Origin of the sequence: Leisingera caerulea DSM 24564, assembly GCF_000473325.1 — a bacterium.
Lineage (GTDB): Bacteria > Pseudomonadota > Alphaproteobacteria > Rhodobacterales > Rhodobacteraceae > Leisingera > Leisingera caerulea.
Genome location: NZ_KI421513.1, coordinates 1,834,957 through 1,847,784 on the forward strand (window position 1 = coordinate 1,834,957; position 12,828 = coordinate 1,847,784).

Genomic DNA, 12,828 nt, shown 5'->3' on the forward strand with positions numbered 1-12,828 from the left:
TTTGATACCGGGGGCCGGGCGGCGTGCTAGGCGTCAGCCGCTCAGAACCACTGCCCGGGTTCCATCAGCCCCAGATCCAGCAGCTGGCGCGAGTGCCACTCGAAAGGCGCGGAATTGTGCCAGCGGAAGGTTTGGATGTCGAAGGTGGAGCCCGGGTTGCGCTTCAGCGCCTTGGCGGTGCGGAAGGAGCAGACGGCGGCGGTCAGGTTATGATGCCAGGGGCAGGCATAGGTGTTGTATTCCTGATCGTTGAACGTGTGATCCGGCTGCAGCTTCAACCCCGGCTTGGCGCGGAACAGCGAGATCCGGTCGATCTTGCGGCTGGCCGGGGGGATATGCTCCTCGAACCGCCAGCGCACGCCGCCGAAAAAGTCCAGCTGCCGCTCGCGCGGGGCGCCGGTTGCCGGGTCCTTGCGCGCCTGGGCATAATAGCCGGACTTGTCCAGATAGGTATCGTCCAGCGACACCGCGCCGGGGCAGGCGTCCAGATCGCCCGCATACAGGTCAATCACATAGCTGAGCATCGCATCGCGCCGCTCCTCTGTGTGAAAGGCCAGCATCTCGCCGATGCTGCGGGTCTCGCAGAACGGGTAGAACAGGTATTCCGCATTGTAGCAGTAATAGAGCCAGCAGCCCGGCTGCGCCGCCGCAATGGCTGCGTTGACGGCGGCGGTCACCGCGCCCTCCGGCCCGCAGTCGAACGGCACCCGGTGCACCTTGGCGCGCACATCCTGCGGCAGGTCGAAGGCATCGGGCATCAGCGCCGCAACCGCTGTGAAGCCGCATTGCAGGTGATGGCGCAGGGTGGTGGCAATCTCTACCTCATCCTCGATGAAGACCAGCGCAACCGGGCCTTTAGCCAGCAGCACCTTGCCCTGCTTCAGGAAATCCTCCAGCGAAGAATGCATCATGCCCGTCTGCCCCTGCCTTTCTGGCCTTTGCGGCCAAAATCGGGTAATTCCCGCGTCATTGCAAGCGGCGGCATTTGCCTGTATGGCAGGCCGCTGACCCCGGATCAGGCTAAAAGGCTGAGACTCATGAGCGCCCCGAAAAAGCTGTTTATCAAGACCTATGGCTGTCAGATGAATGTCTACGACAGCGAACGCATGGCCGAAGCGCTGGGCGGCGAGGGCTATGTCGAGACCAAGTCGGCCGATGATGCCGACATGATCCTTCTGAACACCTGCCATATCCGGGAAAAGGCGGCGGAGAAGGTCTATTCCGAACTGGGCCGCTTCAAGGGGCTGAAAGCTGAGAAGCCGGATCTCAAGATCGGCGTCGCGGGCTGCGTCGCCCAGGCCGAGGGCGAGGAGATCATGCGCCGCCAGCCGCTGGTCGATCTGGTGGTCGGCCCGCAAAGCTATCACCGCCTGCCGGAGATGGAAGCCAAGGCGCGCGAGGGGGAGAAGGTGCTGGACACCGATTTCCCCGAGGAAGACAAGTTCGAGAAACTGAAAAACCGCCCCAAGGCCAAACGCGGCCCGACCGCGTTCCTGACCGTGCAGGAAGGCTGCGACAAGTTCTGCGCTTTCTGCGTGGTGCCCTATACCCGCGGTGCCGAGGTTTCGCGCCCGGCGGACCGCATCCTGCGCGAGGCACAGGACCTGGTGGAACGCGGCGTGCGCGAGATCACCCTGTTGGGGCAGAATGTGAATGCCTACCACGGCGCTGGTCCCAACGGCGACCTGACCCTGGCGCAGCTCATTTGGGAGCTGGACAAGATCGACGGGCTGGAGCGCATCCGCTTTACCACTTCGCACCCCAACGACATGCAGGACGACCTGATCGAGGCGCATGGCACCTGTGCCAAGCTGATGCCCTATCTGCACCTGCCGGTGCAGGCGGGCTCCGACAAGATCCTCAAGCGGATGAACCGCGCACACACCGCCGAAAGCTATATCCGCCTGATCGAGCGCATCCGTGCGGCGCGGCCCGACATCCTGATTTCCGGCGATTTCATAGTCGGCTTCCCGGAAGAGACCGAGGAGGACTTCCAAGCCACCATGGATCTGGTGGAAGAGGTCAAATACGGCACCGCCTATTCCTTCAAATACTCCACCCGCCCCGGCACCCCGGCAGCAGAGCGCGCGCAGGTCGACCCCGCCGCGGCGGACGACCGGCTGCAGCGGCTGCAGGCTCTGCTGACCAAACAGCAGCGCGAGGTGCAGGACAGCATGGTCGGCCGCGAGGTTGGCGTGCTGTTTGAGAAAACCGGCCGCCTGCCGGGCCAGATGGTGGGCAAGTCCGACTACCTCCACGCCGTCCACGTCGCCGATTGCAGCCGCGAGGTTGGAGAGCTGGCGCGGGTGCGGATTGTCTCCTCGGGCGCAAACTCCCTGGCGGGCGAGCTGATCGGCTAAGGCCGCTAGCACAACAGCGAATCTTTTGTGGCGGGCCGGTTTTGAAGGCCCGCCGCGGCCCTCCTGGCGCGGGCCGGGCGAATCCCTATTGCACGTCCTCCGGCAACAATCCTCTCCGCGCGCGTTCAGTGTCCGTGGCGCACAATCAACGCGCGTCAAAAAAAGAGAAATTTAACAGGTACACCGTATCAATTTCAGATAGTTCTGCTGCCATGCCTGAGCGGTGGGCACCAATGCGGCTAACACCCTGGGAAACTTAGGTGAAGGAAATCTGGTTGTGTCGAAAATCAATTTGAACAAGGTGATCGCGCTGGCTGCCGCTGCCACGGCCGCGCTCAGCATCGCCGCCGCGCCTGCCAGCGCGCAATCCCAGCAGCGGACAATAAAGGGCGAACGCTACGTGCCCACCATCTGGGTCGACCCGGACGGCTGCGAGCATTGGGTGATGGACGATGGCGCCGAGGGCTTCATGACGCCGCATGTCACCCCGGACGGCAAACCGGTCTGCCGCCGCGGCAGCATCTGCGGCGTGATGCCGACCGACCAGTTCTTCGCCACCAACAAGCATCACATCAATGCCGCAGGCCGCAAGCGCCTGGCCGAATTCTTCCGGCAGGCCAAGTCCAACGGTGCGCGGTCATTTGTGATCGCCGGCCATACCGACAGCCGCGCCTCGGACGAATACAACATCCGCCTGTCGCAGCGCCGCGCCAATGCGGTGGCACAGGTGGCGCGCTCTGCGGGCGCACGGGTCAACGACATCCGCGCCTACGGCGAGCGCGAGCCGCAGGTGCCCAACACCAGCGCCGCCAACATGGCAAAGAACCGCCGTGTCGAAATCTATTGCCTGCGCTGAGGAGAGAGTGACGATGACAGCAGTAAAAACGGCCATCCTCCTTGCCGCCGCCGCAGCAGTTTCAGCCTGTGCTACGGGCTCCGACAAAGGCACCGACGGGCATTTCGGCGATGGCAGCTCCGAGACCCTGTCCAACATGACCGCAGGCATCTGGGTTGATCCCAATGGCTGCGAGCATTGGATCATTGATGATGGCCTGGAAGGGTATGCCGACCTGCGCCGCACGCCCGATGGCAAGCCGGTCTGCAACAGCAACCTGCCGCGCAATGTGGCAACCGGGCCGTTCAAAAACGGCTCGACCCTATGGGATCCGATCTGACCGCGGCAGACATGCGCCGCCTGCAGCCGTCCCTCCCGGGGCGGCTGTTTTGTTTCAATTGAGTGAATTTCCGCTGCTCATGCTTGCGCAAACGGAACAGGGGCGGCAAACTGGAGGGGCAACGCCAGATTGAGGAGATCAGCTTGGCCATCGGTGCCCTGAATGACGCGCAAAACCAGACCGCAACCCATGAAGTGCTTCTGGAATTCCCCGACAACCGCTTGCTGATCGACCTGTGCGGCGAATATGACCGCAACCTGGCTGACATCGAACAAAAACTGGGCGTGCAGATCGTCCGCCGCGGCAACCAGCTGTCGGTGATGGGCGAAGATTCGGCCCGCGAACAGGCGGCCGGCGTGCTGACCGCCCTTTACGACCGGCTGGAAACCGGCCGCAGCGTCGAAAGCGGCGACATCGACCGCGAATTGCGCATGGGCCAGGAGGCTGACGAGGCCGAACCCGACGGCCAGCTGCAGATGTTCCGCGGCGGCCGGGTGGAGATCAAGACCCGCAAGAAACTGGTGGAGCCGCGCACCGAGGCGCAGAAGGCCTATGTGCATTCGCTGTTCGAAAACGAACTGGCCTTCGGCATCGGCCCGGCCGGCACCGGCAAGACCTATCTGGCGGTGGCGGTGGGTGTGTCCATGTTCATCACCGGCCATGTCGACCGCATCATCCTGTCCCGCCCGGCGGTGGAGGCGGGCGAGAAGCTCGGCTATCTGCCCGGCGACATGAAGGACAAGGTCGATCCCTACATGCAGCCACTCTACGACGCGCTGAACGACTTTCTGCCGGGCAAGCAACTCGCCAAGCTGATTGAGGAAAAGCGCATCGAGATTGCGCCGCTCGCCTTCATGCGCGGCCGCACGCTCTCCAACGCCTTTGTGGTGCTGGACGAGGCGCAGAACGCCACCACAATGCAGATGAAGATGTTCCTCACCCGCCTGGGCGAGGGCTCGCGCATGGTGATCACCGGCGACCGCAGCCAGGTCGACCTGCCGCGGGGCGTGCAGTCCGGGCTGGCCGACGCGGAGCGGCTGCTGAAATCCATCCCCAAGATCAGCTTCAACTACTTCACGGCCCGCGACGTGGTGCGCCACCCCCTTGTGGCGGCCATCATTGAGGCCTATGACGCAGACGCTATGCCGGCCTGATCCCGCTTTCCATTTGCCTGAAGTACCCCGGGGGCGCGGGGCCGGCCCCCGCTTCCGGATGTGATCCATGACGCTCGACATTACCATCGAAGACAGCCGCTGGCAGGACGCCGGGCTTGCGGCGCTGGCCGAAGAGGCCGTTGCAGCCGTGCTGGCCCATTTCGCGCTGGATCCGGAGATGTGCGAAATCTCGCTGCTGGCCTGCGATGACGCCGAAATCGCCGGGCTGAATGCCGAGTTCCGCGAAAAACCCGCACCGACCAACGTGCTGAGCTGGCCCGCTGAGGAGCGGGCCGCAGAGGAGGACGGCGGCACGCCGCTGCCGCCGGAGCCTGATTTCACTGGTGAAATCCCGCTGGGCGATATCGCCATTTCCTATGGCACCTGCGCCCGCGAGGCCGCAGAGGCAGGCAAGCCGCTGGCCGACCATACCCGCCATCTGATTGTTCACGGAATGTTGCATCTTTTGGGCTATGATCACATTCGTGACCGCGATGCCGCATTAATGGAAGGGATTGAGGTGCTGATACTTGGCAAAATGGGGATTGCGAACCCATATATGACTGAGGACGCCCCTTAGGCGGGGCTTTTGGATAGGACAGATGGGCGACATAGAAGGCAGTTCTAACGCGGCGCAGGGCGCGCTGCAGAACGTGAACGGCACGGCAGCAGAAGCGCCGGCCACTGAGAAAACCAGTTTCTGGGCACGGCTTTTCAGCGTGTTCAGCCCGGAGCCGCAGGCCGAAGACGAACCTGGCAGCGACCAGCCGGCCGCTGGTTCCGGGGCGCATGGCATGATCAACCTGCGCAGGCTGCGGGTGGAAGACGTCGCCATCCCCTCTGCCGAGATCGCTGCCGTGCCGGTCACCATCGGCAAGGACGATCTGGTCGGCATCTTCCGGCAAAGCGGTTTTACCCGGATCCCGGTGTACGAGGGCACGCTGGACACGCCCCTGGGCTTTGTCCACCTCAAGGATTTTTCGCTCACCCACGGCTTCAATGGCGGCAGCTCGGACTTCGACCTGCCGCGGATGCTGCGGCCGCTGCTGTTTGTGCCGCCGTCGATGCCGATCGGGGTGCTGCTGACCAAGATGCAGGCCGAACGCCGCCACATGGCGCTGGTGATCGACGAATACGGCGGCGTCGACGGGCTGGTGACCATCGAGGATCTGATCGAACAGGTGGTTGGCGAGATCGAAGATGAGCACGACGCCGATGAACTGCAGACCTGGTATCAGGAGAAGCCCGGCAGCTACATCGCCCTGGCCCGAACGCCCCTGCCGGAATTCGAGAGCGAGATCGGTCAGTCGCTGACCAGCCATGACGCGGTCGATGAAGAGGAAATCGACACCCTGGGCGGTCTGGTCTTCATGCTGTCGGGGCGGGTGCCTGCCCGCGGCGAGGTGATCGAACATCCCGAGGGCGCCGAGTTCGAGGTGATCGACGCCGACCCGCGCCGGATCAAACGGCTGCGCGTGCGGCTGCCGGACGCCGCCGCATGATCTCACTCGGGCTGCGCCGGGCTGCCCGCCAGCTCCGGCTGGCGCCGGCGGCGCTGGCTGTTGGCGGCGGCGCGCTGCTGTCGCTGTCGCTCGCACCCTGGCAACTCCTGTTCGGGCTGCCGGTGGCGCTGGCTGCTGCGGGCTGGCTGATTCTGCAAGCTGCCCCGGCCCGCACGGCGGCGCTGGCGGGCTGGCTGTTCGGGCTGGGGTATTTTGCCTTTGGCCTGTCGTGGATCATCGAACCCTTCCAAATCGACCCGGAGCGCCACGCTTGGATGGCGCCTTTTGCGCTGGTGTTCCTGGCCGCGGGCCTTGCCCTGTTCTGGGGTGCGGCCTTTGGCCTGACCGCCCGGTTCAGCCGCGGTGCCTGGCGGGTGCCGGTGCTGGTAGCCGTGTGGACGCTGGCGGAGTTCGCCCGGGCCTATCTGCTGACCGGGTTCCCCTGGGCAGCCTTCGGCCAGTTCTGGATTGATACGCCAGCCGCAAACCTGCTGCCCTGGATCGGGCCGCAGGGGCTGGGGCTGCTGACGCTGGCGGCGTTCCTGCCGCTGGCTCTGATCCGGCAAAACCCGCTTGCCGCTGCCGCGCCGCTTGCCCTGTGCGCTGCCGCGGTTTTTGCCGTTCCGGCCCCGCCGCAGGCCGCGGACACGGGCAAGACGGTGCGAATCGTGCAGCCCAACGCGCCGCAGAATCTGAAATGGCACCCGGATCACCGCTGGGAATTTGTCCGCCGCTCCGTTGCGTTTTCGGCAGGGGAGCCGCGCCCAGATCTGATCGTCTGGCCGGAAACCGCGGTGCCGCAGCTGTTGAACTACGCTGAGGACACTTTGCGGGTCATCTCCGAAAGCGCGGGCGGCGTGCCGGTTCTGCTGGGCATCCAGCGGGAGGAGGCAGGCGCCTATTACAATTCCGCGGTGCTGCTGGACGCCGACGGCATGGCCACGGCCACCTATGACAAGGCGCATCTGGTCCCGTTCGGGGAATATGTGCCGTTCGGCGACCTCATGGCTCGCTTTGGCATCTACGGCTTTGCCTCCCAGGCGGGCGCGGGCTATGCCGCCGGGCCGGGCGCGGACGTGATGGATCTGCCGGTTGGCAGCGCCCTGCCGCTGATCTGCTATGAGGCTGTTTTTCCTCAGGATGTGAACGCTGCCCGAACCCGGCCGCAGATGCTGGTGCAGATCACCAATGACGCCTGGTTCGGCACCCGGTCCGGCCCGTACCAGCATCTGGTGCAGGCCCGGATGCGGGCGCTGGAGCAGGGGCTGCCGATGATCCGCGCCGCCAACACCGGCGTCTCCGCCATGATCGCGCCGGACGGGTCGATGCTGGACAGCCTGCCGCTGGGCGATGCCGGATATATCGACGCAAGCCTGCCGGCAGCGCTGCCGCCGACGCTTTACAGCCGTACCGGCGACTGGCCGGTCCTGCTGCTGTGTCTTTTGAGCGCAGTTGCCGCAATCTTCCGCCACAGGCCCCTTGCGCTGCGGTCATAGCTGATTAACTCTATCCGAATATAGATTGACCCGCGCGGTCTTGCCGCGTAATGCGGCCCGATACCTGCCACAACGGCTTCCTGGCGTGGCGGGCTGAACCTCAATGGAGCACTCTTTCATGACCCGTATGAACTACACCTTCACTTCGGAATCGGTTTCCGAAGGCCACCCGGACAAGGTCTGCGACCGCATTTCCGATGCGGTGCTGGACGCTTTTCTGGCGGAAGAGCCCGAAGCACGTGTGGCAGCTGAGACCTTTGCCACCACGAACCGTGTTGTCATCGGGGGCGAAGTTGGCCTGTCCGATCAGGACAAGCTGCACGATTACATGGGCAAAATCGACGAGATCGCCCGCGCCTGCATCAAGGACATCGGCTACGAGCAGGAGAAATTCCACCACGAGACCGTGGAAGTGACCAACCTGCTGCACGAGCAGTCCGCCCATATCGCGCAGGGCGTCGATGCATCCGCCGGCAAGGACGAAGGCGCCGGCGACCAGGGCATCATGTTCGGGTTTGCCACCAATGAAACCGACGCGCTGATGCCGGCACCGATCCAGTATTCGCACGCGATCCTGCGCCGCCTGGCCGAGGTGCGCAAGAACGGCACCGAGCCGACGCTGGGACCTGATGCGAAATCGCAGCTGTCGGTGGTCTATGAAGGCGGCAAGCCGGTGGGCATCAGCTCTCTGGTGCTGTCGACCCAGCACCTCGACGAATCGCTGACCTCGAATGACATCCGCGCCATCGTCGAGCCCTACATCCGCGAAACCCTGCCCGAAGGCTGGCTGACCGGTGACACCGTCTGGCACGTGAACCCGACCGGCAAATTCGTGATCGGCGGCCCGGATGGCGACGCGGGCCTCACCGGCCGCAAGATCATCGTCGACACCTATGGCGGCGCAGCCCCGCACGGCGGCGGCGCGTTTTCCGGCAAGGATCCGACCAAGGTGGACCGTTCGGCCGCCTATGCCGCGCGCTATCTTGCCAAGAACGTGGTGGCCGCGGGCATGGCTGACAAATGCACCATCCAGCTGTCCTATGCGATCGGCGTGTCCAAGCCGCTGTCGATCTATGCCGACACCCACGGCACCGGCGAAGTCGAGCCCGCGGCGATCGAAAAGGCAATTGATCAGGTGATGGACCTGACCCCGCGCGGCATCCGCTCGCACCTGGGGCTGAACAAGCCGATCTTCCAGCGCACCGCAGCCTATGGCCACTTCGGCCGTGAGCCGGAGACCGATGGCGGCTTCAGCTGGGAGCGCACTGATCTGGCCGAGGCGCTGAAGAAAGCGGTCTGAGGCCAAGAGGCAGCAACAGGGGAGCGGGCCGAAGGGTCCGCTCTTTTTTCATGTCCGGGGGGCTCCCGCCCGGACCGGCGCATTCCGGGAATGCACCTCTCCCGTTGGGCCCGGCGCCGCGCGGCGGCGCGGCGCACCCTGGAGGACGAACCGCGGTCCTGTTGAGGCTGGAGCCGGACGCCGGGCTGCGCCATAGTGGCCGGGTGGAATTCATCAGCTGCCGGGGCCGCGATGCTGCGATTGACGACTGCTTTTCTTTGCCTGGTGCTGCCGGCGGCTGCGGCTGCAAAGGAGGCGCTGCCGCAGAAGTTCAGCCTGCGGGGGCAAACGCTTGTCTATGACACCGAAACGGATGTGGAAGGCGAGCCGGCTGAGATCACCGACGAGGACATTGATAAGCTTCAGGGTATTCTGGCGCAGACCCCGGAAATTACCGAATTGCAGCTCAACAGCATCGGCGGCAGCGTCTATGCCGGCGAGGAGCTTGCCGCGCTGGTGCTGGAATACGGGCTCGACACCGTGATCGACGGCGAATGCATCAGCGCCTGCGTGGATGTCTTCCTGGCGGGCAAACGGCGGCGGATGACGCTTGGCTCCCGCATCGGGTTCCATCAGCGCAACTGGCCGGCGCCTGCTGTGCATAAATTTTACCGCAGCGAGCGGCGGGTGCAGCGCTGGTCGACGCCGTTTGAGTTCGGCTCGTGGATCTATGAGGATACCCAGCGCGAAATCTATGATCACCTCAGCTATATGGTGGCGCGCGGTGTCGACCCGGGCTTTGCCATCGAAACGCTGCGCACCGATCCGGACGGAGAGTGGTATCCCAGCCGGTTGCGCCTGATCGCTGCCGGGGTTTTGCGGGAGGTTCTGCCCGGGCAGCCGCGCCAGCCGCGCTGACGCCGGCTTGACCCTGAGGCCCGGTTGCGGCAGAGGAGCGGCCAGCCTTTCAAATACTGCCTCGAACAGGAGCCCAGACGCATGTCCGGCGACCAGAAGCCCCGCGACGACCAGTCCAAGGATGCCCAGCCCGCCGCCGCCAATGCGGCAGAGAAACACGCCAGCGGCGCGCCCTGGCGCAATTTCTATGGCCGCTTCAAGGGCAAGACGCTGAAGGACAGCCAGAAGCGCTATCTGGACGAGGATCTGGCCAAGCTCAGCCCCGGCGCCGTCGGCTGGGAGGAAAACCCGGAGCGCACGCCGCTGGACCTGGACGCGCTGTTCGGCGGCAAGGATGTCTGGTTGGAGGTCGGCTTTGGCGGCGGCGAGCATCTGGTGCATCAGGCCGTCAGCAATCCGGATGTCGGCATCATCGGTGCCGAACCCTTTATCAACGGCGTGGCGATGCTGCTGGGCAAGATCCGCAACGCAGGCGCGGACAATATCGCCATCCACCCGGGCGATGCCCGCGATCTGATGGATGTGCTGCCCGCGGGGTCCATTTCGCGCGCTTTCCTGCTGTACCCGGACCCCTGGCCGAAGAAGCGCCACCACCGCCGCCGCTTTGTGACGCAGGAGCATCTGGAGCCGCTGGCCCGCTGCCTGAAGCCAGGCGCGATCTTCCGGGTGGCGACCGATATTCCGGATTACGTGCGCCAAACCCTGGAGGAGGTGCCGAAGGCGGGATTCGAATGGCTGGCCGAAGGTCCGACCGACTGGCGCCAGCCCTGGGACGACTGGATTTCCACCCGCTATGAGCAGAAAGCCCTGCGCGAGGGCCGCACCCCGCATTACCTGACCTTCCGCCGCCTGGAGCAGGGCCAATAGCGCTGGACCGGCCAGATCCAATCCGGTACCGATAGCGCAAACGAACAGACGAACGACCGACAGACGAAGGAAGCCCCATGTCCGGACACGGCACGCCCATCCCGATGACCTCGCACCGCTCTGGCCCGCTGACCGGCGTGGCAGAGGTGCCCGGCGACAAGTCGATTTCGCACCGGTCGCTGATCCTGGGCGCGCTGTCGGTGGGGGAGACCAAGATCTCCGGCCTGCTGGAAGGCGAAGACGTGCTGGACACCGCCAAGGCGATGCAGGCCTTTGGCGCCGAGGTGGTGAACCACGGCGGCGGCAACTGGTCGGTGTTCGGCGTTGGCGTCGGGGGCTTTGCCGAGCCGGACAATGTGATCGACTGCGGCAACTCCGGCACCGGGGTGCGGCTGATCATGGGGGTGATGGCGACCTCTCCGATTACTGCGACCTTCACCGGCGATGCCTCGCTGAACAAGCGCCCGATGGCGCGTGTGACCGACCCGCTGGCATTGTTCGGGACCCAGTCCGTGGGCCGCTCCGGCGGGCGGCTGCCGATGACCATCGTTGGCGCGGCGGACCCGGTGCCGGTCCGCTATGAGGTGCCCGTGCCGTCGGCGCAGGTGAAGTCGGCGGTGCTGTTTGCTGGCCTCAACGCGCCCGGCAAGACCGTGGTGATCGAGAAGGAAGCCACCCGCGACCATACTGAGCGGATGCTGGCAGGCTTCGGCGCCGAGATCACCACCGAGCAGACCGAGGAGGGCCGCGTCATCACCCTGACCGGCCGCCCGGAGCTGAAGCCGCAAGTGATCGCGGTGCCGCGCGACCCGTCCTCCGCCGCCTTTCCGGTCTGTGCCGCGCTGATCACACCCGGCTCCGACGTGCTGGTGCCGAACATCGGCCTCAACCCGACCCGCGCGGGCCTCTACTACACCCTGCAGGACATGGGGGCCGACCTGACGTTTGAGAACATGCGCGAGGAGGGCGGCGAGCCGGTGGCCGATCTGCGCGCCAAGTACTCGCCCGGCATGAAGGGTATCGAAGTACCGCCGGAGCGCGCGGCCTCGATGATCGACGAATACCCGGTGCTGTCGGTTGTGGCCGCCTTTGCCGAAGGCAAGACCATGATGGGTGGCGTCAAGGAGCTGCGCGTTAAGGAAAGCGACCGGATCGACGCGATGGCCAAGGGCCTGCGCGCCAATGGCGTCACCGTCGAGGAAGGCGAGGACTGGTGGGAGGTCACCGGCCTTGGCATCGAAGGCGTGCCGGGTGGCGGCACCTGCGAAAGCTTCCTGGACCACCGCATCGCTATGTCCTTCATGGTAATGGGCATGGGCGCGCAGAACGCGGTCTCCGTGGACGACGGCAGCCCGATCGCCACCTCCTTTCCGATCTTTGAGACCCTGATGGGCAATCTGGGGGCCAAACTGGAGCGCACATGAGCAACAGCTTCACCATAGCGGTCGACGGACCGGCCGCCGCAGGCAAGGGCACCATCTCCAAGGCGGTGGCGGCCCATTACGGGTTCGGCCATCTGGACACCGGGCTGCTGTACCGGGCCGTCGGGGCGAAGATGATGGAGGGCGTGGCCCCGGTCACGGCAGCGCAGACCCTGACGCCGGAAGATCTGGCGCGCGAGGATCTGCGCGGGCCGGAAGTGGCACAGGCTGCCTCCAAGGTGGCAGTGATTTCCGAAGTGCGCGCGGCGCTGGTCGACTTCCAGCGCGCCTTTGCCCGCCGGGCGGGCGGCGCGGTGCTGGACGGGCGCGATATCGGCACGGTGATCTGCCCCTATGCGCAGGTGAAGCTGTTTGTCACCGCCAGCGCCGAGGTGCGCGCGCGGCGGCGTTTCCTGGAGCTGACGGCAGCAGGCAAGGTGATTACGCTTGCCGAAGTGCTGGCGGACGTGAAGGCCCGCGACGACCGCGACATGAACCGCGCCGAGGCGCCGCTGAAACCGGCCGATGATGCGGTGCTGATCGACACCAGCGAGCTGAGCATCGAAGAGGCGCTGGCCAAGGCTTTGGCGGTGATCGAAAGCCGCATGGAAACCGCCGGCTGACGCGCAATCGCCCGCAACTGATGCACAGCTGCG

General features: G+C 65.2%; 13 protein-coding genes and 1 riboswitch. Of the genes, 12 read left to right on the plus strand and 1 reads right to left on the minus strand.

From position 1 onward, the window contains the following. Positions 1–41: 41 nt before the first annotated feature. On the minus strand, positions 42–911 hold the full coding sequence (locus CAER_RS0116160) for a hypothetical protein (protein WP_027236344.1): 870 nt from the start codon (positions 909–911) through the stop codon (positions 42–44). Between the two features lie 126 nt (positions 912–1,037). On the opposite strand from CAER_RS0116160, the gene miaB reads away from it, so the two are divergent. The 12 genes from miaB to CAER_RS0116220 all read left to right on the plus strand — a co-directional run bounded on the left by miaB (position 1,038) and on the right by CAER_RS0116220 (position 12,795). Continuing rightward, positions 1,038–2,360, plus strand: a complete 1,323-nt coding sequence (gene miaB / locus CAER_RS0116165) for a tRNA (N6-isopentenyl adenosine(37)-C2)-methylthiotransferase MiaB (RefSeq protein WP_027236345.1) — start codon at positions 1,038–1,040, stop codon at positions 2,358–2,360. Between the two features lie 277 nt (positions 2,361–2,637). After that, positions 2,638–3,216: an OmpA family protein gene (locus CAER_RS0116170; protein WP_154667783.1), complete on the plus strand. Its 579-nt coding sequence runs from the start codon at positions 2,638–2,640 to the stop codon at positions 3,214–3,216. Positions 3,217–3,229: 13 nt separating this feature from the next. Then, a complete protein-coding gene (locus tag CAER_RS0116175; protein ID WP_027236347.1) occupies positions 3,230–3,535 on the plus strand; it encodes a lipoprotein in 306 nt (101 codons plus the stop codon). A 143-nt stretch (positions 3,536–3,678) separates the two neighbouring features. Next, positions 3,679–4,689 (plus strand): PhoH family protein, encoded by a 1,011-nt coding sequence (locus CAER_RS0116180; protein WP_027236348.1) that lies wholly within the window; start codon positions 3,679–3,681, stop codon positions 4,687–4,689. Between the two features lie 67 nt (positions 4,690–4,756). Then, positions 4,757–5,269, plus strand: coding sequence for an rRNA maturation RNase YbeY (ybeY, locus tag CAER_RS0116185; RefSeq protein ID WP_027236349.1), 513 nt, complete (start codon positions 4,757–4,759; stop codon positions 5,267–5,269). A 22-nt stretch (positions 5,270–5,291) separates the two neighbouring features. Continuing rightward, positions 5,292–6,191 (plus strand): hemolysin family protein, encoded by a 900-nt coding sequence (locus CAER_RS0116190; protein ID WP_027236350.1) that lies wholly within the window; start codon positions 5,292–5,294, stop codon positions 6,189–6,191. Beyond that, the gene (lnt, locus tag CAER_RS0116195) at positions 6,188–7,687 is read left to right on the plus strand and encodes an apolipoprotein N-acyltransferase (RefSeq protein WP_027236351.1); all 1,500 of its coding nucleotides are present in this window, start codon (positions 6,188–6,190) and stop codon (positions 7,685–7,687) included. The genes CAER_RS0116190 and lnt overlap by 4 nt, the downstream gene beginning before the upstream one ends. Positions 7,688–7,748: 61 nt before the next feature. Beyond that, positions 7,749–7,798: riboswitch (SAM-SAH riboswitch) on the plus strand. Between the two features lie 7 nt (positions 7,799–7,805). After that, complete coding sequence (gene metK / locus CAER_RS0116200; protein ID WP_027236352.1) at positions 7,806–8,987, plus strand: methionine adenosyltransferase; 1,182 nt, start codon at positions 7,806–7,808, stop codon at positions 8,985–8,987. A 231-nt stretch (positions 8,988–9,218) separates the two neighbouring features. Then, on the plus strand, positions 9,219–9,884 hold the full coding sequence (locus tag CAER_RS0116205; RefSeq protein ID WP_027236353.1) for a COG3904 family protein: 666 nt from the start codon (positions 9,219–9,221) through the stop codon (positions 9,882–9,884). An 81-nt stretch (positions 9,885–9,965) separates the two neighbouring features. After that, a complete protein-coding gene (gene trmB / locus CAER_RS0116210; RefSeq protein WP_027236354.1) occupies positions 9,966–10,751 on the plus strand; it encodes a tRNA (guanine(46)-N(7))-methyltransferase TrmB in 786 nt (261 codons plus the stop codon). Between the two features lie 77 nt (positions 10,752–10,828). Next, positions 10,829–12,175 carry a 3-phosphoshikimate 1-carboxyvinyltransferase gene (gene aroA, locus CAER_RS0116215; RefSeq protein ID WP_027236355.1) on the plus strand — a complete coding sequence of 449 codons (1,347 nt, stop codon included), beginning with the start codon at positions 10,829–10,831 and terminating at the stop codon, positions 12,173–12,175. Next, positions 12,172–12,795, plus strand: coding sequence for a (d)CMP kinase (locus CAER_RS0116220; RefSeq protein WP_027236356.1), 624 nt, complete (start codon positions 12,172–12,174; stop codon positions 12,793–12,795). Before aroA ends, CAER_RS0116220 begins: the two co-directional genes overlap by 4 nt. Positions 12,796–12,828 lie beyond the last annotated feature (33 nt).